The sequence below is a fragment of the Actinomycetes bacterium genome, assembly GCA_024222295.1.
Taxonomy (GTDB): Bacteria; Actinomycetota; Acidimicrobiia; order Acidimicrobiales; family Microtrichaceae; genus JAAEPF01.
In genome coordinates this window covers 18156-40629 of record JAAEPF010000023.1, presented here as the reverse complement: position 1 = coordinate 40629, position 22474 = coordinate 18156, and the positions used below count along the sequence as shown (strand labels likewise).

General features: G+C 68.3%; 20 protein-coding genes. 9 read left to right on the top strand and 11 right to left on the bottom strand.

Annotated elements, in window-relative coordinates:
- The first annotated feature begins 54 nt into the window (after positions 1-54).
- On the top strand, positions 55-1779 hold the full coding sequence (locus GY812_06010) for an NAD+ synthase (protein MCP4435044.1): 1725 nt from the start codon (positions 55-57) through the stop codon (positions 1777-1779).
- Between the two features lie 29 nt (positions 1780-1808).
- Here the strand turns inward: GY812_06010 and GY812_06005 are convergent, their stop codons facing one another.
- Positions 1809-2288, bottom strand: coding sequence for a winged helix-turn-helix transcriptional regulator (locus tag GY812_06005; GenBank protein ID MCP4435043.1), 480 nt, complete (start codon positions 2286-2288; stop codon positions 1809-1811).
- Positions 2289-2408: 120 nt separating this feature from the next.
- On the opposite strand from GY812_06005, the gene GY812_06000 reads away from it, so the two are divergent.
- The 6 genes from GY812_06000 to GY812_05975 all read left to right on the top strand — a co-directional run bounded on the left by GY812_06000 (position 2409) and on the right by GY812_05975 (position 8092).
- Entirely contained in the window at positions 2409-2957 is a 549-nt protein-coding gene (locus tag GY812_06000) for a hypothetical protein (protein ID MCP4435042.1), read from the top strand.
- A gap of 354 nt (positions 2958-3311) precedes the next feature.
- Entirely contained in the window at positions 3312-4250 is a 939-nt protein-coding gene (locus GY812_05995; GenBank protein MCP4435041.1) for a sigma-70 family RNA polymerase sigma factor, read from the top strand.
- A gap of 186 nt (positions 4251-4436) precedes the next feature.
- Entirely contained in the window at positions 4437-5135 is a 699-nt protein-coding gene (locus GY812_05990; protein MCP4435040.1) for a hypothetical protein, read from the top strand.
- Positions 5125-6210 (top strand): CpaF family protein, encoded by a 1086-nt coding sequence (locus GY812_05985; protein ID MCP4435039.1) that lies wholly within the window; start codon positions 5125-5127, stop codon positions 6208-6210. The genes GY812_05990 and GY812_05985 overlap by 11 nt, the downstream gene beginning before the upstream one ends.
- A complete protein-coding gene (locus GY812_05980; protein ID MCP4435038.1) occupies positions 6207-6857 on the top strand; it encodes a hypothetical protein in 651 nt (216 codons plus the stop codon). Before GY812_05985 ends, GY812_05980 begins: the two co-directional genes overlap by 4 nt.
- On the top strand, positions 6854-8092 hold the full coding sequence (locus GY812_05975; GenBank protein MCP4435037.1) for a hypothetical protein: 1239 nt from the start codon (positions 6854-6856) through the stop codon (positions 8090-8092). Before GY812_05980 ends, GY812_05975 begins: the two co-directional genes overlap by 4 nt.
- 15 nt (positions 8093-8107) lie before the next feature.
- Here the strand turns inward: GY812_05975 and GY812_05970 are convergent, their stop codons facing one another.
- The gene (locus tag GY812_05970; GenBank protein MCP4435036.1) at positions 8108-10447 is read right to left on the bottom strand and encodes a DEAD/DEAH box helicase; all 2340 of its coding nucleotides are present in this window, start codon (positions 10445-10447) and stop codon (positions 8108-8110) included.
- Between the two features lie 72 nt (positions 10448-10519).
- On the opposite strand from GY812_05970, the gene GY812_05965 reads away from it, so the two are divergent.
- On the top strand, positions 10520-10825 hold the full coding sequence (locus GY812_05965) for an STAS domain-containing protein (protein MCP4435035.1): 306 nt from the start codon (positions 10520-10522) through the stop codon (positions 10823-10825).
- Between the two features lie 7 nt (positions 10826-10832).
- Here the strand turns inward: GY812_05965 and GY812_05960 are convergent, their stop codons facing one another.
- The 9 genes from GY812_05960 to GY812_05920 form a co-directional block, all read right to left on the bottom strand.
- Positions 10833-11228, bottom strand: a complete 396-nt coding sequence (locus GY812_05960; GenBank protein MCP4435034.1) for a monovalent cation/H(+) antiporter subunit G — start codon at positions 11226-11228, stop codon at positions 10833-10835.
- Positions 11225-11473: a cation:proton antiporter gene (locus GY812_05955; GenBank protein MCP4435033.1), complete on the bottom strand. Its 249-nt coding sequence runs from the start codon at positions 11471-11473 to the stop codon at positions 11225-11227. The genes GY812_05960 and GY812_05955 overlap by 4 nt, the downstream gene beginning before the upstream one ends.
- An 8-nt stretch (positions 11474-11481) precedes the next feature.
- Positions 11482-12069, bottom strand: coding sequence for a Na+/H+ antiporter subunit E (locus tag GY812_05950; protein ID MCP4435032.1), 588 nt, complete (start codon positions 12067-12069; stop codon positions 11482-11484).
- On the bottom strand, positions 12066-13547 hold the full coding sequence (locus tag GY812_05945; protein ID MCP4435031.1) for a Na+/H+ antiporter subunit D: 1482 nt from the start codon (positions 13545-13547) through the stop codon (positions 12066-12068). The genes GY812_05950 and GY812_05945 overlap by 4 nt, the downstream gene beginning before the upstream one ends.
- Positions 13544-13918 carry a Na(+)/H(+) antiporter subunit C gene (locus tag GY812_05940; GenBank protein MCP4435030.1) on the bottom strand — a complete coding sequence of 125 codons (375 nt, stop codon included), beginning with the start codon at positions 13916-13918 and terminating at the stop codon, positions 13544-13546. Before GY812_05940 ends, GY812_05945 begins: the two co-directional genes overlap by 4 nt.
- Positions 13915-14448, bottom strand: coding sequence for a hypothetical protein (locus GY812_05935; GenBank protein ID MCP4435029.1), 534 nt, complete (start codon positions 14446-14448; stop codon positions 13915-13917). Before GY812_05935 ends, GY812_05940 begins: the two co-directional genes overlap by 4 nt.
- A complete protein-coding gene (locus tag GY812_05930) occupies positions 14445-16847 on the bottom strand; it encodes a DUF4040 domain-containing protein (GenBank protein ID MCP4435028.1) in 2403 nt (800 codons plus the stop codon). Before GY812_05930 ends, GY812_05935 begins: the two co-directional genes overlap by 4 nt.
- A 142-nt stretch (positions 16848-16989) precedes the next feature.
- A complete protein-coding gene (locus GY812_05925; GenBank protein MCP4435027.1) occupies positions 16990-18201 on the bottom strand; it encodes an acyl-CoA dehydrogenase in 1212 nt (403 codons plus the stop codon).
- Between the two features lie 179 nt (positions 18202-18380).
- Positions 18381-19088, bottom strand: a complete 708-nt coding sequence (locus GY812_05920; protein ID MCP4435026.1) for a GGDEF domain-containing protein — start codon at positions 19086-19088, stop codon at positions 18381-18383.
- Between the two features lie 425 nt (positions 19089-19513).
- Between GY812_05920 and topA the strand changes: the two genes are divergently transcribed.
- A complete protein-coding gene (topA, locus tag GY812_05915) occupies positions 19514-22354 on the top strand; it encodes a type I DNA topoisomerase (GenBank protein MCP4435025.1) in 2841 nt (946 codons plus the stop codon).
- Positions 22355-22474 lie beyond the last annotated feature (120 nt).

Sequence of the window (22474 nt, the reverse complement as noted above, 5' to 3'; positions counted from 1 at the left end):
CCACCGGCGCGTCTGTAGGCTGATCCGGTGTCCGATGCTCCCGATCCCGCGACCCTGCGGGTGGCACTCTGCCAGATCAACACCGCGGTGGGTGCGCTGGAGGCCAACGCTGCCGCCATCCTCGAGGCGTACGCGCGCGCCGAGGCCGCGGGGGCCGACGTGGCGCTGTTCCCCGAGCTGGCCATCACGGGTTATCCACCCGAGGACCTGTTGCTGAAGCCCGGCTTCGTTGCCGATGCCGCGACCCAGCTCCGGGAGCTCGCCTCCTCCGTCACCGGCCGGTGCGCAGCGGTGGTCGGGTGGGTGGAGGGCACCCGACATCCCGGGGCAGATCCCCACGATGCGCTCGACGGTCCATGGAACGCCGCGGCGGTGCTGCACGGCGGCCGGATCGTCGGCAGCTACCGGAAACAGGCGCTGCCCAACTACGGCGTGTTCGACGAGAGGCGCTACTTCGACCCGGGCCCGCCGTCCCAGGCGCTCTATTCGGTGCGCGGGATCGTCGTGGCGGTCACCGTCTGCGAGGACGTGTGGGTGCAAGGTGGCCCGGCGGTCGCCGCCGCCGACCATGGAGCGCGTCTGGTGCTGAACATCAACGCCTCGCCGTTTCGTGCCGACAAGCAGGAGCTCCGGTTCGCCACTCTGGGGGCGCGGGTTGCGGAGAGCGGTGTACCGGTGGCCTACGTCAACCAGGTCGGCGGCCAGGACGAGCTGGTGTTCGACGGTGGGTCCATGGTCGTGGGCACAGACGGTCTGGTGTGCCGCGCAGCGCGCTTCAGTGAGGACTTCGTCCTGGCCGATGTGCCCGTGGCGCCACCGCGAAGGGTCGCCGGCACCGTGATCGAGCTGGGCGGGGAGCCGGCCGGGGTCGAGGTCCCAGGGGTCGTGTCATCGGGCGCCGCCGGCGCGGTTGCGTACTCGCCAATGGGGCCTGAGGAGCTCTGGTCGGCGCTGTGCCTCGGCACGAGGGACTACGTGCACAAGAACGGGTTCACCGATGTTGTCGTGGGCCTGTCCGGCGGTGTCGACTCCGCGCTCGTGGCGGCAATCGCTGCGGATGCAGTCGGTGCCCGGCGAACCCACGTCGTGTTGATGCCCTCGCGCCACTCGAGTGACCACTCGGTGCTCGATGCCGAGGCGCTGGCGGCCAACCTCGGGGTGCAGAGCCGCACCATTGCGATCGAGCCGGCGCATGCAGCGTTCACGGAGATGTTGTCCGATTCCTTTGCGGGCCTCGAGGAAGGGCTGGCCGAGGAGAACCTGCAATCACGCATCCGTGGCGTGTTGTTGATGGCCTTGTCCAACAAGTTCGGTTGGCTGGTGCTCACCACCGGCAACAAGAGCGAGACCGCGGTGGGCTACTCCACTCTCTATGGCGACTCGGCGGGTGGGTTGGCGGTCATCAAGGACCTGCCCAAGCTGAGCGTCTACGAGCTGTGTCGCTGGCGCAACTCGACGGAGGCGGGGGAGTGGATCCCGGAGTCGATCCTGGACAAGGCGCCATCTGCGGAGCTGCGCCCCGACCAGACCGATGACCAGAGCCTGCCGCCCTACGAGGTCCTGGATCCGCTGATCGAGGACTACGTCGACGCGGACATGACCGCAGAGCAGTTGGTGGCTGCAGGCCATGATCCTGACCTGGTGTCACGGATTGCCCGACTGGTCGACCTGGCGGAGTACAAGCGGAGGCAGTCGCCGCCGGGGTTGCGCGTATCGGAAAAGGCTTTCGGCCGCGACAGGCGGCTGCCGATCACGAACGCGTACCGACCGCGCGGCTGACCACTGCCGGGTCAGCGGGTACTACCTGCTCAGCCGGACGCGGTCGCGCCCTCGGTGACCCGCGCTCCCCGCTTGATCGTGTTCAGTTCACCGAGCCGGCCGAGTACCCGGGTGAGGCACTCGGCCTCGTGCTCGTCGAGGTTGTCGAGCATGTAGGTCGACACGCCGGCATCGTGGACGCCGACGGCCAACGCGTGCTTCGCGAGCCCGTCAGTGGTCAGCCGCGCGTTGATGCCTCGGCGATCATCGTCGCAAGGCTCCCTCGTAACCCACCCGCGGCGCACGAGTGTGTCGAAGCGGCGCGTGAGCCCGCTGGGGGACAGGCGCACGTGTTCCGCCAGCTCGTTCATTCGAACCGTGTGCTCCGCGCTGCCGGCAAGGTGGTCCAGGACCTCGAACTCGGCCAACGTGATGTCGGCTTGGTCAATCAGGTCACGGTCCAGTCGGTCGGCGATACGACCCTGCGCGTCCAGCAGTGCCGGCCAGGCATTCCCAGTTTGATCAGTCATTGTCGGTCCTCCGCTCTTAACCACAGTGGAACCACACTCATGTGATGGTTGATTCCCGCGCGCTGCAACGACATTATGCCCCACCGCAGCCGACCTGAACCCTCGGCCTAGTCTTGGGCCGTGCAGCAGCCGCCTCCGAAGCACTTGACCCTCGAAGACACGGCTGCGCTCGTGACAGGACACCTCGAGCTCGAGGAGGCCCTGTTCCGCCTGACCGGGGTGTGGTCCACCGATGCTGACGCTGCGTCAGGTTCCACGGGGGCTGCGCTGCAGTCATTCTTCGCGGTCGAGTCCGCCCAGCATGGTTGGCGAGCCGAGCAGTGGGAGCGGCGCCTACCGCGCTCGGTGCGGGCCCGGCCCGATGCCGCATCGAAGCGCTGGGCCCCGGTTCTGGCATCGGCTGTCGAGGTGGCCGACGCAGAGCAGCGTCTCGCGTTGTGGTCGATCGCACTAGGCCCCGCCCTGGCGGAGAGGTATCGCGCCCATCTGGCACTGTGCGCTGACGCAGCAGACCGAGGAGTACTCAGGTGGCTGTCGATCTGTGTTGCTGACCTGCAGCGCGCGACCCTGGAAGCGTTGGGCCTGTTGGGGGAGTGCCTGCAAGGCGACAGGAACGCTGAAATCTGCTCGTCTGCGGCGGTGTCGCTGGCGGACCTGATCAGTTCCTGAGAGGCGCCACAGCAGATCTGGCGAAGCCGGCGGTGGATCGGGCGGTCCATCGGGGTGTGACCAGCTGGGCTCGGTTGCCCGCCCGGAGCGCCACGAAACGGGAATTCACGGCGGTTCGCGCCTGTTGTACAGCTGTGTCAGCCATCGGAGCCCACTGCCGTACCACCGGTCGCACTTCTCGTCATGCATGAGATGTATCGACACACCACCACACGGCGTGATGATTTACTCACTTGGAAGGCTTGACTTCATCCGTACAGTAGATAGATGCCGTCGGGACCACGCACCGGCCTGACAGGCACTCGTGCCAGCGCACGAATCACCCTTGAACAGGTGCCCAAGAAGAGGTGAACGGTGGCCAAGGACCGAGTTGAGAGGGACGAGGAAGATCTCGTACGGCTCTACCTGACCGACATCGGGCAGTACGCACTGCTCACCAAGGAAGACGAAGTCGAGCTCGCCCAGGCCATCGAGGCCGGTGCGGAGGCTCGTGCCGAGATCGAGGAGAAGGGCCGCAGCATCGCTCCGGGCCGCCGCCGCGAGCTCCGCAGGCTCTCGCGCAAGGGCGAAGAGGCGGAGCGTCGTTTCGTGCAGTCGAACCTGCGACTCGTCGTCTCGATCGCCAAGAAGTACCAGGCCTCCGGGCTGCCGCTGCTGGACCTCATTCAGGAGGGCAACCTCGGCCTCATGCACGCGGTCGAGAAGTTCGACTGGCGAAAGGGCTTCAAGTTCTCCACCTACGCGACCTGGTGGATCCGCCAGGCCATCACGCGCGGCATCGCCAACACCGGCCGCACGATCCGCCTGCCAGTGCACGCCGGCGACACGCTCGCCCGCTTGCAGAAGGCCCGGGCACGCCTCGAGCTGAAGCTCGGCCGCCCGGCGACCCTCGCCGAGCTGAGCCGCGAGGTCGAGATGCCAGAGGACAAGGTGACCGAGGCCCTGCGCTTCGCCGCCGAGCCGCTGTCGCTGTCGGAGCCGCTCCGTGAGGACGGCGATGCCGAACTCGGTGACGTCGTCGAGGACCGCAGCGTCGAGTCACCCTTTGAGGTGGCCGCCACCAAGCTGCTGCCCGAGGAGATCTCGAGGCTGTTGTCACCGCTCGATGAGCGCGAGCGAGAGATCCTGAAACTTCGCTTCGGACTGGACCGTGGCGAGGCTCGCACCCGCGAAGAGGTCGGCGAGCACTTCAACCTCACCCGGGAGCGCATCCGCCAGATCGAGGCCCGGGCGATGTCGAAGCTGCGTCACCCGTCGAGCGACACGGGTGCCCGCGACCTGCTGGCTGTCTGAGCCCAGGCACACCTCACAACCGAATGCACCGGGTCGCGCGACCCGGTGCATTCTTCGTTTTCGCTACGTAGCTTGTCTCCGGCACACCGAGCACGGGGCTGACGACCGCCACCGAGCGCATCGTTGACGCCCGCTTCCCCCATCCTGGCCGCCCTCGAGCGCGGCCGTGAAGGAAGGGGTGAAGGCATGCTCATCACCTGTTGGTCCGTCAAGGGCGGTGCAGGCGTCTCCGTGGTCAGCGCAGCGTTGGGCGGACTCATGGCACAGCGCCACGGCCGTGCGGTGGTGGTGGATCTCGGCGGCGACCAGCCCGCGGCACTCGGAATGTCGGAGCCCGCCGGCCCCGGGATCCTCGACTGGTGCGACAGCGCAGCCCCCGGCGAAGCGCTGGCCCGACTCGCCGTGGACGTCACCAGCGATCTGTTGCTGGTGCCCAAGGGTGAGGGCAGCGCCCAGGTCGGCGCAGACAGGGGCGCCGCCTTGGTGCAGGCGTGCACTGCCCTCGGCGAGGTCGTGGTGGTGGACGCCGGGACCCCTCTACTCAGCACCCATGACCTTGCCGTGAGCGAGCCGGGCCTCGATGGCCATGGTCGCACCAGGCATCCAGCCGTGCACCTACGGGAAGCCGGGAGCTCCCTTTTCGTCACGACGGGCTGTTACATGGCGTTGCGACGGGCGATGAGCCTCGGGGTCACAGCCGATGGGGTCGTTTTCGTGCGGGAGCCCGGCAGGTCGGTCGGTCGTCGCGACATCGCCGACATACTCGGGTTGCCGGTGGTCGGGGTGGTCGAATCCGATCCTGCTGTTCGGCGGGCGATCGACAGCGGCAGCCTTGCACGCCGCGTGCCACCCACCCTGGCGACGGGTCTGCGCCGTGCGCACTGAACCAGCCGACCACGCGCCAGGGCTTCGCGACCGGGTGCGCTCGGCGTTCCGCTCGGGTGGCGGCGGAGGGGATCCGCAGGCGGCCCTGCGGGAGCTGTTGGCTCGCGAGGCCCCGCTGCTGGACGCGACAGCGCTCGAGGCGTTGGCCAATGACCTCGCCTCTGACCTTCTGGGCATGGGGCCGATCGAGCGGCTGCTCGGCGACGAGTCGGTCACCGACATATTCATCGATGGGCCCGGCGAAGTGCTGGTGGAGCGTCGGGGGTGCCTCGAGCGCACCGGGATCCAGCTGGACGGCGGCCAGATACTGCGCACCATCGAGCGACTGGTCACGCCGCTCGGCCTGAGGGCCGACCGCGCACATCCGATAGTCGACGCCCGCACCGAGGACGGCACACGGGTAGCGGTCATACTCGACCCGGTGGCGCCCCAAGGTCCCCTGGTGGCCTTGCGCCGCCACCACATGGCCACACTCGACCTTGAGGCCTTCTGCACCCAGGCGGTCGCCGATGAGCTCCGCCACTCGGTCCGCCGTGGTGACAACATCGTCGTGTTCGGAGCAACGGGTGCCGGCAAGACGACTCTTGTCAACGCACTGTCGGGATTGATCCCCGCCGAGCTCCGCGTGGTGGTGATCGAAGACACATCGGAGCTGGATCCGGTGGGGCCCACGGTCGTGCGCCTCGAGGGCAGGCCGGAATCGGCGGAGGGCGCTGGTGGCATCTCCATGGGCGACCTCGTGCGGGCGGCGATGCGCCTGAGGCCCGACCGCCTCATCGTCGGCGAGGTACGCGGCGCCGAGGCCGCCGACATGATCTGGGCACTGTCCACGGGCCACCGGGGGTCGATGTCGACAGTGCACGCGTCCAGCGCCGTCGACGCGGTTGCACGACTCGAGGTGATGGTCGTCGTGGGACTCGGCGGCTCCGTTCCTCTGCACGCGGCCAGCGCGCAGGTCCGCAACGCTGTCGACCTGCTGGTCGGGGTGGAGCGCAGGGTCGACGGTTCGCGTGCGGTCACCTCGATGCACCGCTTCGCAGGTGAACGTCTCGCGGCGGTGGAGCAGGACCGATGACGCCAACGCTGGGCCTGCTGGCCGTCGCGGCGGTGTGCACCAGGTTCGTGCTCCGCAGGCGCCGACGAGGTCGCAGCGTTGATCCGCGCCGGGAGCTCGTGTCCGTGGCGGTGCACCTGGCACGTTCCACCCGACTCGGCATGACGCCGGTGGAGGCGCTGGAGGATGCAGCGGGTGGTCTGAGGGCGGAGGTTGGCCACGAGTGCGGGGTCGTCTGTGCACAGTTGCGCCGCGGCCTCAGCCTGGATGAAGCACTCGAGCAGTGGTATCTGCGGGCCGACTCGGTACCGCCCACGAAGTCGCCTCTCCCTGCACAGGATGTACGGCTGCTGTGCGCCGCCGCACGATTCGCCGGCCACCATGGCAGGGGGCTGCCCGAGGTGTTCGATGCGGTCGCAGCGGCGCTGGTCGACAGGATCGAACTGACCGAGGAAGTCGGGGCACTGACCAGCCAGGCGCGCGCCTCGGTGGCAGCGCTCTGCGCCCTGCCACTGGTCGGACTGGCGATGATCACGATGATTGCTCCCGGGTCGACGGCGGCCATGGTCGCAACGCCGCTTGGTTGGGGGTGCCTCGGCGTGGCGGTCGCGCTCGACCTCGCCGCGCTGCGCGCGGGCGCGGTCCTGACCGCACGAGCCGTCCGGTGACCGCCCTGGTAGCGGTGTTGGCCGCGTCGGCCACGCTCGCGGGGCTGTGGCCGCGTCGGTGGTCGCGGGCGGTGATGCCGGGCCGCCCCGATGTAGTGGGTCCCGCCGTGGCCTGGCCGGGTCGACCCGTCTCGCTGCCAACCCGTCCCCGAGTCGTGAGGCCGCGTGACCCGCGACCCGACACGGCTGAGGAGCCGGCGCTCTGCGCCGAGCTGCTGGCCGTCGCCGCAGCGGCCGGAAGCAGCGTCGCCGAGGCGGTGGTCGGCGTGGGCCGGGCGCCGGGCACCGGTGCTGCGATGAGGGCCTGTGCTGACTCCCTCGAACGCGGCACCGACCTGATCGACGTGCTCGAGGACCTCGGCTCCCGGGAACAGCCGGGATGGCATTCGCTGGCGACCTTGTTGTCCCTGAGCGCCACGTCGGGAGCACCCGTGGCGCAACCGCTGCGACGTTTCGCAATTCAGGAGCGCAAGCGCCTTCGCCGCGAACGCGAGCAGCGCGTCCGCAGGTTGCCGGTGGTGCTGCTGTTGCCGCTGGCGGGGCTGGTGCTGCCCGCGTTCGTGCTGGTCACGATCGCCCCGCTCGCCATGGCGGGCAAGGACCTCCTCGAGCTTGCCCTACCGAGCCGGCGACCGGCTCACAAGAGCGAAGTGGAGACCCATGAGAAACCTCACCAGAACCAGCGGCCATATGGCCGCGGGCACACCGCACGAGCGAGCCCAGAGCACTGTGGAGTACGCACTCGTGCTGCTCGGAGCGGCCGCGCTCGCACTGCTGGTGGTCTCCTGGGTCACCGGAACCGATGTGGTCGGCAGGCTGTTCGAGGCCGTGTTCTCCCGGATCCTCCAGCAGGCCGGATGAGCCACACTGGTCGCCAGCCGGACGTCAGGGCGCAGGCCACCGTGGAGTTCGCTCTCGTATTGCCGTTGGTCGTCGTCCTGCTGGCAGCCGTTGTGCAGGTCGCGGTCCTGGCGCGTGACCAGGTCCACCTCACGAGGGCGACCTCGGCCGCGGCCCGCGCAGCTATGGTGGAGCCCACCGAGGCAGCCACCCGCGAGGCGTTGCACGATGTCGGTTCCGGACTCGAGATCGAGGGTCTGCGACTGTCGGGAGGAAGGCAGCGGGGCTCCCTGCTCACCGTGGCGGTTGTGGCGCGGCCCACCCGTGTTCCCCTGGTCGGATTGGCGGTCGGGTCGTTGCGGCTGCGCGAAACGCTGGTGGTACGGGTGGAATGACATGCCGCCAGACCCTCAGCGACGCCGACCCCGTCGCCGGGTGGCGGCCGCAAGCAGCAGGCCTGCCGCTTCCCTGTCGAGCGGCTCGTTGCCGTTGCCGCACTTCGGCGACTGCACGCAGCTCGGGCAGCCTGACTCACAGGGACAGCTGCGGAGCACCTCGAGCGTGGCCGCAAGGTGGCGCGGCGCCGCATCGAAGGCCATCGGAGCGACTCCGGCACCGCCCGGATGGGCGTCATGTATCACGATCGTGGCAGCGTCGCTCTCCGCCAGCCAGGGCGTGGACACGCCACCGACGTCCCAGCGGTCACACATGGCGAACAACGGCAGGATGCCGATACCGGCGTGTTCGGCTGCGTGCAGTGCGCCGGGCAGACGGCCGGCATCGAGCCCCAGGCCGTCGATCAATTCGGCGCCGAAGGTCCACCACACGGCGGTGGTGTCGAGGGTCGAGGGGGGAAGGTCGAGGTCCACCCGGTCGACCACCTCGTGGCGGTCGACGGACTTGCGCACGTAGCCGGTGACGGTTGTGGTCACCTCCACCCGCCCTAGATGTGCTGCCATCTGCTCGATCACCGCGGTGCCCGACTCGTCGAGCAGCTCGATGCTCGTGTCACGCCTTGTCTGTGTGTAGGTGGTGCCGTCGTCGGGCTCGACGTGCGCCGTGCGGTCGGCCATGTCGAGCTCGCACACTCGCCACGCAGCACCTTGGTGCAGGTACACCGCGCCGTCGTGCACCGTGTCGGCTACCCGGCTGGAGTCGACGGTGCCGAGCACGCTGCCGTCAGGCCGGCGGATGCGGAACTCGCCCCGCGACGCCGAACGGAGCCCGATGGTGGGCGCGGGCGAGCCGCGCCCCGCCCAGCGCGCACGCGGCGATCCAGCACCAGGCTCGCGCTCGGTTGGAACCTCCACGCGGAGGCGGTCCTCGAGCACGAGGCAGCGCACGGCATCGTCGAGAACATCGGGCCAGTAGCCCTCGTCGCGTCGGGTGAGCGGCATCTCGTCGGCTGCGCAGCCGAGGTGGGGATGCAGCACATGGGGGTTGTCGGGGTTGATCACGGCCGGCTCGGGTGCCCGCCTGAAGGCCTCGCGCGGGTGGCGCATGATCCACTGGTCCAGTTGATCCTCGCCCGCCACCAAGACCGCAAGCGAACTGCGCGCTCCGCGACCCGCTCGTCCGACCTGCTGGCGAAACGATGCGATCGTGCCGGGAAAGCCGGACATCACCACTGCGTCCAGTCCGTCGACGTCGATGCCCAGCTCGAGTGCATTGGTGGCCACCACGCAGCGCAGCCGGTCTTCTGCCAGTGCGACCTCGATCTCGCGACGTTCCTCGGCGAGGTACCCGGCCCGGTAGGCACGCACGAGACCATGGGCACCCTCCACCCCTGCCTGTTCCAGGCGGACTCGTACCTCGTTGGCAACGAGCTCCGATGCCCTGCGCGACCGGCAGAACACGAGGGTGCGCAGCCCGCCGGCAGCCACCTCGCTGGCAACCCGCGCCGTCTCGATGTTGAGTGAGCTGCCGGCTGCCTCACGATCGCCCTTGTCGTCGAACGGGTTCCACAGCACCGTGGTGCGCTCGCCGGTGGGGGCGCCGGACTGCCCTATCGTGGCGGTAGGCAGGCCACACATGGCCTCGGAGAGAACGCCGGGCTCACCGATCGTGGCGGAGGTGAACGCGAACGTGGGTCCGCGACCACGGTGTGCCTCCACCAGCCGTCGCAGGCGGCGCAATACGTTGGCGGTGTGGCTTCCGAACACGCCGCGAAGCACATGCAGTTCGTCGACGACGACCAGATCGAGGCCGCGAAGGAAGTCCTCCCAGCGTCGGTGGTTGGAGAGGATGCCGAGATGGAGCATCTCGGGGTTGGTCAGCACGATGTGAGCGTTGGATCGCACCCAGTTGCGCTCTTCGGGCGAGCAGTCGCCGTCGTAGGCGGCCACGTTGATCCCCCGCGGCGCCGCGGCCGCCAGCGAGTGGAGCTGGTCGTGGGCCAGCGCCTTGGTCGGGAAGACCATCAGCACGTGCTCACCGCGCTGGGCGGCCTCGAGTGCAGGTGCCTGATAGCACAGCGACTTGCCTGATCCCGTGGGCGTGGTGAGGACGATGGAGGTGGCATCGCGCAGGGCGTCGATGGCCGCGGCCTGGTGCGACCAGCACCGCAGGCCGCCGGCCAGCGCTTCGGGTAGCGGTAGCTTCGGGTCGGCGTGTGAAGCCGGCCTGGGCGGGTCGCGGTGGCGGTGCACGAAGCGGGAGTCGGTTGAGAGCGAGTCGACCAAGGCCGTAATGGCATCACCGGGGTCGGTGGCCGCGCCGGTGGCGGGCGGAGTACGGAGCACCTCGGTCATCCCACAACGGTACGATGTGTGGGTGACAGGCTCCCCGTCGGGCGCGCCGGCTCGGAGTCGTAGGCTTGCGGCGTGCTGTTCGACGTGCAGACCCGTCCCGCCGGCGACTCGACCACCATCGCAGTGGTCGGCGATGTCGATCTGTCCGCGCTGCCGCGTCTCATGGCTGCGCTGGACGCGGTTCACGACGGACCTTTGCACGTCGACCTGCGATCGGTCGACTGGTTCGACCCCGTTTGTCTGGGCGTGCTGTTGGCCGCTGACCGCAAGGCCAGGCGTCGCGGGGCGACCATGACCGTGACGGCGTCAGGGGCCGCGGCCGACCTGCTCGGCGAATGCGGTCTGGACCGGATCCTCGAGATCAGCCGCGAGGCCTGAGCTGCCGTCAGCCGGCGTCCCCGGCGGGGGCTTCGGGCTCCGGGTCCGCATCGGCGCCGGGTTCCGCGAAGCCATCGCCGTTGGCCAGGTCATCGATGGCCCAGGGCTTGGCTGGTTTCAGTCCCGCCGCGTAGGCGGCACGACCGATCATGTGGCTGGCAACCGGTGCGGTCCAGAACTGCAGTGCCACCGCCAGCAGCAGCTTCGTGGTGGCGGACAGGCCGGGAACGCGCAGCATCGCCGCGCCGACCGTGCAAACGACCGCGAGCGTGGCGGGCTTCGTGGCGACGTGGATCCGGGAATACGCGTCGGGCATGCGGAACAGGCCGACCGCAGCGATCAGTGCGAGGGCAGAGCCGGCGAGCATGAGTACAGCCGCCAGCACGTTCACGAAGGAGTTCACAGCCCCCTCCTCTCGATGAAACGAGCGATGGTCACGCTTCCGAGGAACGCGAGCAGCCCGATGATGAGCACCAGGGCCACCACGAGCGAGTCCTGTGATGCCGCGACTCCCACCGCGAGTCCGTTGAGGATCAGCGCCACGAGCATGTCGATGCCGATCGCGCGATCCGGCAGGTTGCGCGACCTGATCACGTGCACGGTTGCCAGCAGCCCCGCGGCCACGAGCATCGTTGCTGAGATCCACACGACGACGATCATGGCGTGTCACCGCCCGACACGGCTTCGTTGGGAGTCACCGCTGCGATAACCAGTTCTTCCAGGCGGCGCACGTCGTCTCGAACGGCGTCGGGGTTGTCGAGTCCGAGCACGTGTATGTACAGCACCGGAGTGTCGCCGTGCGGTGGATGATCCGAACCGTCGGCCGGTGCCTCGCCATCGTGCTCCTCGGCTCCGGGCGGATCTTGCTCCACGTGGTCGGGGTCGTGCGCGTCGAGGGTGAGCGTGCCCGGCGTGAGGCTGATCGCGTCGGCCACGATCGTGGCGACCAGGTTCGAGCGATGCTGTAGCCGTACGGCCACCACGCCGGAACGCAGGCGGGCGGGTGTCGGAGCCACCACGGCGGCCACGACGATCATCGAGGAGCTGAACAGGCGCCACACGAACACCGCCAGCAGTCGCAGGAGGGCAAGGGGGGCGAGGGTGTGCTCGCGGGGCACCGGCCGGATTATCAACCCGATCAGGGTGACCACGAGGATCCCGCTCACCACGTTGGCGACCGATATCTCACCCCACAGCGCGAGCCACACGAACAGCACGAAGGCCGGTGGCAGTAGGCGGCTCACTTGATCACCGCCTCGGTGTACGTGGTCACGCGAGTCGCATCCTGGGCCGCTCGCTCACAGAAGCGGTACAGCGGGCCGGCGAACAGCGCGATGCAGAGCGTGGCGGTGACCACGGCGACGGTGACCGCCGACATGAGAGGATGCTGGCGAAGCAGACCCCGGCTCTGGCCCTCGGCGGGGGCTGGGTCGGGGTCTCCCCAGAAGGCACCGGTCCAGATCTTGAGCATCGAGACCAGCGTCATGAGCGACACTGCCAGGGCGGCTGCGACGATCCACCACGAACGTTGGTCGAGGCCCTCGGTGACCACGGCCAGCTTGCCCACGAAGCCGCTGAAGGGCGGAAGCCCGGCGAGGCTGAACGCAGGGATGAGGAAGAGCGCAGCAAGAGGACCCGACCGTCTCGCCAGCCCGGAGACGCGGTCGAGCGTCGATGACCCGGTGTCGCGCTCGACGATTCCCTCGACGAGGAACAGGGATGTCTTCACGGGGATGTGGTGCAGCATGTAGAAGATCGTGGCCGTGATCGCCGCCAGCCCCCCTAGGGCCACGCCCATGATCATGTAGCCGATCTGGCTGATGATGTGGAAGCTGAGTATCCGCTTCATGTCGGACTGGGCGATGGCGCCCAGCACACCGATCACCATCGTGAGGCCAGCGATCACGAGCAGGAGCGTGCGATTGGTGTCGGGGAACAGCAGCGTCTGGGTACGCACGATCGCGTACACACCGATCTTGGTGAGCAGGCCGGCGAACACGGCGCTGACCGGGCTGGGCGCGGCCGGGTAGGAGTCAGGTAGCCACGAGAACAGGGGGAACACGGCTGCCTTCAGCCCGAACGCGATCAGCAACAGCAGGTTGAGCCCGAGCCGGACCCCGTCAGGCAGCGCTGCGAGGCGATCGGGCAGGTCCGCCATGTTGAGGGTGCCGGTGGCGGCGAAGATGAGCGCGACGGCGGTCACGAGCACCAGCGACTCCACCACGTTGAGCACCACGTAGGTGGTGCCCGAACGGATCTGGCCGTCGTTGCCCTCGAGGGTGAGCAGCACGTAGCTGGCCATCAGGAGTACCTCGAACCAGACGAACAGGTTGAAGAGGTCGCCCGCCAGGAACGCCCCGCTCACGCCGGCCATCAGGGCCATGTAGGCCGGGTGGTACCAGCGTGACCGCTCGTCGTCCGCTCGCTGGCCGAGGGCATACAGCAGCACGGCGAGCAGCATCGTGGAGCTGACGGTGAGCATCAGCGCTGAGAACCGGTCCGCCACGAGGTTGATGGCGATGCGCCCCGGCCAACCACCGAGGGCGGCCGCCTGGGTGCCGTCGCGGTCGACTCCGATGAGGATCGCGATCGAGATCGCGGCCGTGGCCACTGCGCAGGCGATGGCGATCAGCCGCTGGGTGGTCCGCGAACGGATTGCGAGCAGCGTCACGGCGGCCCCCGTGAGCGGCACTGCGATGACCAGGGGGATCAGGGCGCTCATGTGGGCTCCCCGTAGTCGCCGCCAGTGTCGCTCTGCTGTGCGAGACGGCGGTCGTCGATGTCGTCCTCGACCTCGTCGTTGCCGTCGATCGTCCAGGCGCGGTAGGCCATGGCCAGAAGGAACGAGATCACGCCGAAGCCGATCACGATGGCGGTCAGCACCAGCGCCTGGGGCAGCGGGTCGGTGAACGCGCCCTCGCGTCCGATGATCGGTGCCTCGCCCGGGGAGTCTCCCGAGGTGAGGATCAGCAGGTTGATCGCGTTGCCGAGCAGGCCGAGGCCCAGGATGATCCGCGTCAGCGTGCGGTGCATCACGAGGTAGGTGCCGGTGCCTGCGAGCACGGCGATGAGGGCAGCCTGCACGATGCTCATGGCGTCCCCTCCGCCTCGGCCGCGTCAGCTTCGGCCTCCCGCTTGGACACACGCCGCGCGTGTTGCACCCGTGCCACCTCGTCATCGGCCTCCACGAACGCCACGAGGATCGCCATCACGACCCCGAGCACGAGGATGTGCACCCCGATGTCGAAGAAGCTGGACGACACCAGTTTCACCTTGCCGAGCAGGGGCAGCTCGAACTTCCAGATGGCCGACTCGAGGAATCCCTCGCCGACCAGCAGTGGAGCCAGGCCGACCACGGCCGAGAGGGTCAGGCCGATGCCGATGAGCACGATCGGGTCGATTCGAAGGGAGCGCACGCCGGCCGGCCCGGAGGCCAGGTAGCGCAGGATCACCGCGGCACCCATCACCAGTCCGCCGGCGAAACCGCCACCGGGAGCGTTGTGCCCGCGGAAGGTCAGGAAGATCGAGAACAACAGCAGGATCGGAGTGATCCCGTTGACCGTCTCGGTGAGGATCATCGAGCGACGGTTCAGCGGTCCCGGCCCGGAGTGGTCAGCGCTCATCGCCACACCCCCACCTGTCGACCCGATCGGTCCTCGAGCTCGGTGCCGTCCTCGAGTCGCTTGCGGCGCTGCTGGCGCCTAGCGGCGCGAACCAGGTTGACCACGCCTGCGCCGGCTACTGCCAGCACCGTTATCTCTCCCAGGGTGTCGAAACCGCGGAAGTCCACGAGGATCACGTTGACGACGTTGAGGCCACCCGCCTCCGGCTCGGACAGGGCGATGTACTCCTGACCCACCGACGGCTCGGTGCGGGCCGCAGATGCACCGAAGGCGAACACGGCCACCACGATGCCCACGGTCACCGCGATGCCGATGCGAAGCGTTCTCGGAGCCCATGCTGGTGCAGCTGCGAACTCGCGGGGCAGCCTCGCCAGCACGAGCAGGAACACCACGATCGTGAGTGTCTCGACCAGGAACTGGGTGATGGCCAGATCCGGTGCACCCTGCAGCAGGTAGACAACGGCGAGCATGTAGCCGCTGCCACCGAGCAGCACCGCTGCGGTGAATCGTTGGCGGGCCGCCACGACGGCCACGGCGAGCAGCCCCGTGAGTACCACGGCCGCCACTTCGAGCGGCGAGTCGGCCCACACCGGGTCGCTGATCGCATCGGTGGCGCCGGCGATGATGGCGGCGACCATTGCGGCGGCGACCGTGCTGAGCACCACGCCCAGGTAGAAGGGGAGTGACCCGCTCTGGGTCGCTGCGGTGATGCGGCGGGCGCCCGACAGCAGGCCGTCGTAGATGCGGTCGTAGATGACCGTGGCCGGGCTGCGGCGGGCGTCGACGGTGCGGGTGGGGACCCGTGTGAACCACCAGGTCGCCGCTCCGAGCGCGATGATGCCGGCCGAGAGGCCCAGCGCCACGTTGATGCCGGGCCACAGCTTCAGGTACTTGGAGGACGTCTCGGGATCGAGCGAGGCGGTTGCCTCGGCCAGCCAGTTGCCCACCGGGCCGGCCATGAAGCCGAACACCAGCGAGACCAACGCAAGCAACGCGGGCGCTCCGATGAAGCCCGGTGAGGGTCGGTGCACCGACGACGGGTCGACCGGTGCCTGTGAAGGCAGCACCTCGCCGCTCTCGGTCGTGGTCGACTCGATGCCTGCAGCGTCGTTGCCGAGCATGCCGACCACGATGCGGATCGTGTAGGCGACGGTCAGAACCGACCCCACGACGATGCCGATCAGGGCGACCACACCTATGGCACCGATGTCGGCATCCAGGAGGGCGTCGAGAGCCTTCTCCTTGGCCACGAATCCGAAGGTGGGTGGGATGGCAGCCATGGACGCACCCGCCACGATCACGGAGGCGGCCAGGATCGGGAGCGCTCGCAGCAGCCCCTTGAGGCGTCGCATGTCGCGGGTTCCCACCTGGTGGTCGACCACCCCGACCGACAAGAAGAGCGAGGCTTTGAACAACGCATGGGCGAGCAGCATCGCCACGCCGGCGTAGGTGGTGGCCGGTGTGCCTAGCCCCAGCAGCACCATCAGGAAACCCAGCTGGCTGACGGTGCCGTGGGCGAGCGCCAGCTTCGTGTCCTGCTGGCGCATCGCTCGTACGCCGCCGATGAGCAGCGACGCAAGCCCGGCTCCCACCACGAGCAGCCGCCAGGGGCCTTCGGTGGCGAAGCCCGGTGCGAGGCGGGCGACGACGACCAGGCCGGCCTTCACCATCGTGGCGGAATGCAGGTAGGCGCTCACAGGCGTAGGTGCCGCCATGGCTCCGGGCAGCCAGAAGTGGAACGGGAACTGTGCCGACTTGGTGAACGCCCCGGCGAGCACGAGCACCAGTGCGACGCTGGTGAGAGTGCCCGTGGGCGCCGCCTCGACCAGACCGGAGATGGTGGTGGTGTCGGAGACCTGCCCGAGGATGATGAGCCCGGCGAGCATCGCGAGGCCGCCGGCACCGGTGACCAGGAACGCCCGCGTCGCCGCAGCGCGCGCGGTCACGTTGCCGTCATCGAAGCCGATGAGTAGGAACGACGTGATCGATGTGAGCTCCCAGAACACGAACAGGGTGAGCAGGCCGTCGGCCCAGACGATGCCGAGCATGGCGCCGGCGAATCCGACGAGCAGTCCCGCCAGCTTGCCGAGGTCGTCGCGGCGCCCGAAGTAGGCCACGGAGTAGAGCAGCACGAGCACCCCGATGCCCGACACGAGCAGCCCCATCAGCAGCCCGAAGCCATCGAGGCGAAGCGAGATCGACAGCGCGAGGTCGGGCACCCACTTCACGGTCTCGGTCGGCGTGTCGCCATCGAGCACGGCGGGGGCCTTCGCCACGAGCCAACCGAATGTGACGGCGGGAGCGATCGCAGCCACAGGCAGCGCCCAGCGGGCTGCGCGACGCCCGGGGGCGAGGCAGACCACGGCGGCGATCAGGTGGGCGAGCAGAAGCGGGATCATGAGGGGTCGGAGATCAGCCGCCGGGCGTGCCGAACGGCGCCGACCAGACTTCCCGGCACTCCGGGCCCGAGCCTAGCCCGCAGCCATGCTGGGGCCGTATTGACCCCTTGCGCTCCGAAGGGCCCTGAAAGGGTGTGGGTGACTACTCGTGGCGGGCGAGTTCGGTGCGTGCCACCTGGCGCCGGTGGACCTCGTCGGGGCCGTCGGCGAAGCGCAGGGTGCGCAGGCCCGCGTACATCCGTGCGAGCGGAAAGTCGTCACTGACACCGCCGCCACCGTGGGCCTGGATGGCCCGGTCCACGACACGCAGCGCCATGTTGGGGGCGACGACCTTGATCGCGGAGATCTCGATGGCGGCGCCCTTGGTGCCGACGGTGTCCATCAGCCACGCGGCCTTGAGCGTGCGCAGGCGTGCCTGCTCGATCTCGATGCGTGAGTCCGCGATCCACTCGCGCACGACCCCCTGGTCGGCGATCGGCTTGCCGAACGCCACGCGCCCCTTCACCCTCTTGCACATGAGGTCGAGTGCACGCTCGGCCACGCCCACGCAGCGCATGCAGTGATGGATGCGTCCGGGCCCGAGCCGCGCCTGGGCGATCGCGAACCCGGAACCCTCTTCGCCGATCAGGTTCCCCGCAGGCACGCGGACGTCCTCGAACAGCAGCTCCACATGGCCTTCGCGGTCCTGGTAGCCGTACACCGGCAGGTCGCGCACGATCTTGAGCCCCGGTGCGTCGCGGGGAACGAGAATCATCGACTGCTGGGTGTGGCGGGGCGCGTTCGGATCGGTCTTGCCCATCACGATGAACACCTTGCAGCGTTCGGATGCGGCTCCCGAGATCCACCACTTGCGGCCGTTGAGCACGTACTCGTCGCCGTCGCGGCGGATGGACAGCTGGATGTTGGTGGCATCGGAGGAAGCCACGTCGGGCTCGGTCATGGCAAACGCGGATCGGATCTCCCCGGCAAGCAGTGGTTGCAGCCATTGCTCCTGTTGTCCGGGCGTACCGAACAGCGACAGCACCTCCATGTTGCCGGTGTCCGGCGCCGCGCAGTTCATGGCTTCCGGCGCCATGTGGCCCGACCATCCCGAGATCTCCGCCAGGTGGGCATAGTCGAGGTTGGACACCGGGTCGGGGGTCCACTCGGTCTCATGTGGCATGAACAGGTTCCACAGCCCGCGCTCGCGGGCCTTGTCCTTCAGGTCCTCGATGATCTGCGGATGCCCGTGGGGATCTCCGAGGGCCTCCATCTGTTGCTCGTAGACGGGCTCGGCCGGGTAGACCTCGGCGTCCATGAACTCCAGCAGGTTGTCCTGCAGGTCGCGGGCTCTGGGGCTCGGTTCGAAGTCCACTCGGACCCTCCTTGTCGGGTCCGGCGACTCTACATCCGGGTGCGGCCGGACGAATCAGGGGACGCGGAGTGTGCTTGGGGACCGTTGCTCGAGTCGTCGCCGCCCGCCGACCGGCGGTTCTCGCCCGGCGCGGGCTTGTCGAGGATGAAGATCCCGTCGCCGCCCGCGTTCTTGACGGCTTACATGCACTCGTCAGCGGCGGCAAGGGCGGCTTTCGCGTCGCCGTGGCTGGGAGCAATCACGCCACCGATGCTCGCCTTGACCCCGGTGCTGCCTCCTTTGCCGCTGATTCGGCTGTCCCTTATCGACTGAGCGACCCTTCCCGCCACCTCGCGGAACTGGGCCATGTCCTGCAGGTTGGTCAGCACGCACATGAACTCGTCGCCACCGATCCTGCCCACGCGGTCGCGGCCGCGCAGGCGGGACTCGATAGCCTGCGCCACCGCCCGCAGGGCTCTGTCGCCTGACTCGTGTGACAGTTCGTCGTTGATCGTCTTGAGGTTGTCGAGGTCGACGAACAACACGCCGCAATCGCGTCCAGCGGCCAGCTCACGCTCCAACACCTCGGTGATTCCGGCGCGGTTGAGCATCGACGCCGCAGCGAAGAGTGCAGCGGTCGTACTCAGGGCGGTGCGCGTTCCCGGCGCCCGCCGTGCGAGCAGCAGCAGCGCACCGAGGGTGATCATCGCGACGACGAGCGTGCCGCCGCGGGTAAGGCCGTTGCGCGGGAGGCCTGCCTGCTCGACCTCGGTGGCGAAGGGGCTCCAGAAGTCGTCGACGCCGGCGGTGAGGAGGGCCGCCATCGCGGTGACCAACACCAGGACGAGACCGAACAACCAGACGGCGACCCTGCTGTGGCGCCTGCCGAGCAACGCGCCGGCTGCCAACAGTGCGAACAGCGCTGCTGACCACGGTGCCGTCGCCAGCCAGTCCTCCCGGAAGCGACCGGTTGCGGGGGCGCTGCCACCCCATTAGCCGGCCAGGAAGATGGCCACCGCGAGGACGATCGCCGACCAGGCACAGATCGTTGCGCCACGAACGTACAACTGGGCGCCGATTACGGGCTCGGATGTGGACTCCTGCCGGGTCATCGGTTCCACAGTCGGTCGGAAACGCCTCTGGATCAAGCAAATCGACCGCTATGGATGTGCCGGCGCGGCGAGGGTTCGCGGGTGCTCCGCGTGCTCCGCGCAAGGGTCTGCAGGGTTGGCGCAGGAGGCAGCGATCCGCTTGATCCGGCTGCGCCGGCGAGGCGCGATGTTTGACATCGGGTGCCGACACGCTTTAGTTGTGCGTCGTGGCCAACCCGCTTGTGATCGTCGAGTCCCCGGCAAAGGCGAAGACCATCGCGCGCTTTCTCGGCGATGGATACGACGTCGAGTCGTCCATCGGTCACATCCGCGACCTGCCCAGGAATGCCGCGGATGTGCCCAAGAACATGAAGGGCGAGAAGTGGGCCCGCCTCGGCATCGACACCGAGAACCACTTCAAGCCCCTCTACGTGGTGTCCCCCGAGAAGAAGGACCACGTCCGCCACCTGAAGGCCCTGCTCAAGGACGCCGACGAGCTCTACCTCGCGACAGATGAGGACCGCGAGGGCGAAGCCATCGCATGGCACCTGCTCGAGGTGCTCAACCCGAAAGTCCCTGTGCGGCGGATGGTCTTTCACGAGATCACTCCCGAGGCCATCCAGCACGCCATCGACAATCCCCGCGAGCTCGACCGTCGTCTGGTGGATGCGCAGGAGACCCGCCGCCTGCTCGACCGGCTGTACGGGTACGAGGTCTCGCCGGTGCTCTGGAAGAAGATCATGCCGCGACTCTCCGCGGGCCGGGTGCAGTCGGTGGCGACACGGGTCGTTGTGCAGCGCGAACGCGAACGCATGGCCTTCAACTCCGCCACCTGGTGGGACCTGGCCGCGCAGCTGCGCCACCAGGACACCTCCAAGGACCAGACCTCCTTCCCGGCGACGCTGGTCGAGCTCGACGGCGCACGCCTCGCCAACGGCAAGGATTTCGGCGACGACGGCAGCCTCAAGGCGTCTGCGCGGGACGCGGGCGCGGTGCTGCTCGACGAAGCCTCTGCCACTGCGGTGCGTGAAGGGCTCACCGGTATCTCCCTCGCGGTCAGCTCGGTCGAGGCGAAGCCGTACACGCGCCGCCCCGCCGCTCCGTTCATGACCTCGACCCTCCAGCAGGAGGCGGGCCGGAAGCTTCGGTTCTCATCGGCGATGACCATGAGCACCGCCCAGCAGCTTTACCAGAACGGCTACATCACCTACATGCGAACCGACAGCACGACCCTGTCGGATACGGCAGTCAGCGCCGCTCGCAGCCAGATCACCGAGCGTTTCGGCGCGGAGTACCTGCCCGAGGCGCCCCGTGCCTACAACCGCAAGGTGCGCAATGCCCAGGAGGCGCACGAGGCGATCCGGCCATCCGGTGACAGCTTCCGCACCCCCGAAGAGGTCAAGGGCGAGCTCAACAACTCGGAGTTCCGCCTCTACGAGATGATCTGGCAGCGCACCGTCGCCTCCCAGATGGTCGACGCCCGCGGTGAGACTGTCTCGGTGCGCTTGGGCGCAGCCCTCGCCGATGGCCGTGATTCGGTGTTCGCTGCCTCGGGCCGCACGATCCAGTTCAAGGGCTTCCTCGCTGCATACGTGCAGGGAGTCGACGAAGACGAGGACGACGGGGCTGAGAAGGTCCTGCCCGACATGTCCGAGGGCGACTCGATGGCCGTGCAGGAACTCGACGCGGTGGCACACGACACGCAGCCGCCCGCGCGTTTCACCGAGGCCAGTCTCGTGAAGCGACTTGAGGAACTGGGCGTCGGCCGCCCGTCGACCTACGCCTCGATCATCTCGACCATCCTCGACCGCGGCTACGTGTGGAAGAAGGGCTCGGCGCTGGTGCCGACGTTCACGGCCTTTGCCGTTGTCAGCCTGCTAGAGGAGCACTTCCCCAACCTTGTCGACTTCGCGTTCACTGCCCGCATGGAGGACGACCTCGACGGCATAGCGGGTGGCACCGAACAGATGGAGCCATGGCTCACCCGTTTCTACTTCGGGGTGCGCGACCAGGTGACCGACGACGGCGAGATCCCGCAGGGCGCTGCCGGCGGTGGTGGCATGGGTCTGAAGGAACTGGTCGATGAGCGACTGGGCGAGATCGACGCAAGGGCCGTCAACTCAATCCCCCTGGTCAACGACCCGGCCGATGATGTTCCGATCGTCGCCCGGGTCGGTCGCTATGGCCCGTACCTCGAAAAGGGTGAGGGCGATGACCGCAAGACAGCGTCGATTCCCGAGGACCTGCCGCCCGATGAACTCACGGCCGAGCGGGCGGTTGAGCTACTGGATGCCCCGTCGAATGACCGCGTGCTCGGCGTCCATCCGGACAGCGATCTCGAGGTCCACCTGAAGGCCGGGCGGTTCGGCCCCTACGTGCAGGAAGGCGAGCACGACGACGAGACCGGCTTCAAGCCGAACACAGCGTCGCTGTTCAAGACGATGGACGTGGCCACGGTCACGCTCGAAGACGTGCTGCCACTACTGGCACTGCCCCGCGAGGTCGGCGTTGATCCTTCGGACAGCGAGGTGATCACCGTTCAGAACGGACGGTATGGGCCGTACATCAAGAAGGGAAAGGACTCGCGCTCGATCGACAGCGAGGAGCAGATCCTCACGATCACCCTCGAGGAGTGCCTGAAGATATTCGCCGAGCCGAAACGCCGCCGCGGCCAGAAGAGCCAGGAGCCGCTGCGCGAACTCGGCGACGATCCGGATACCGAGAAGCCGCTCGTCATCAAGGACGGTCGCTTCGGCCCCTACGTGACCGACGGGGAGTACAACGCGAGCCTGCGCAAGGGCGACTCGGTGGAGGAGATCACCCTGGAGCGGGCGATGGAACTGCTCGCCGAGCGTCGCGCCAAGGGACCTGCCAAGAAGAAGAAGGCTCCGGCCAAGAAGGCGAAGAAGAAGGCTCCGGCAAAGAAGAAGGCTCCGGCCAAGAAGAAGGCGCCCGCGAAGAAGAAGAGCCCTGCCAAGAAGAAGGCTCCGGCCAAGAAAAGCGACGACGAGACATCGGCCGCCGAGGTGTCCGGTGAGCCACCTGCCTCCGGATCTTCCGACGGCGACGGCTCCTCGCAGTAGCACCGGGGGGCGTCGCCCGTCCCATTTCGCCCGGATCTTGTCGACTCAAGGGGCCCGCGCGGACTAGAGATGGTGCTATCGCTTCCGGGCAACCTGCCCGGAGCCAGCAAGGAGGCGACC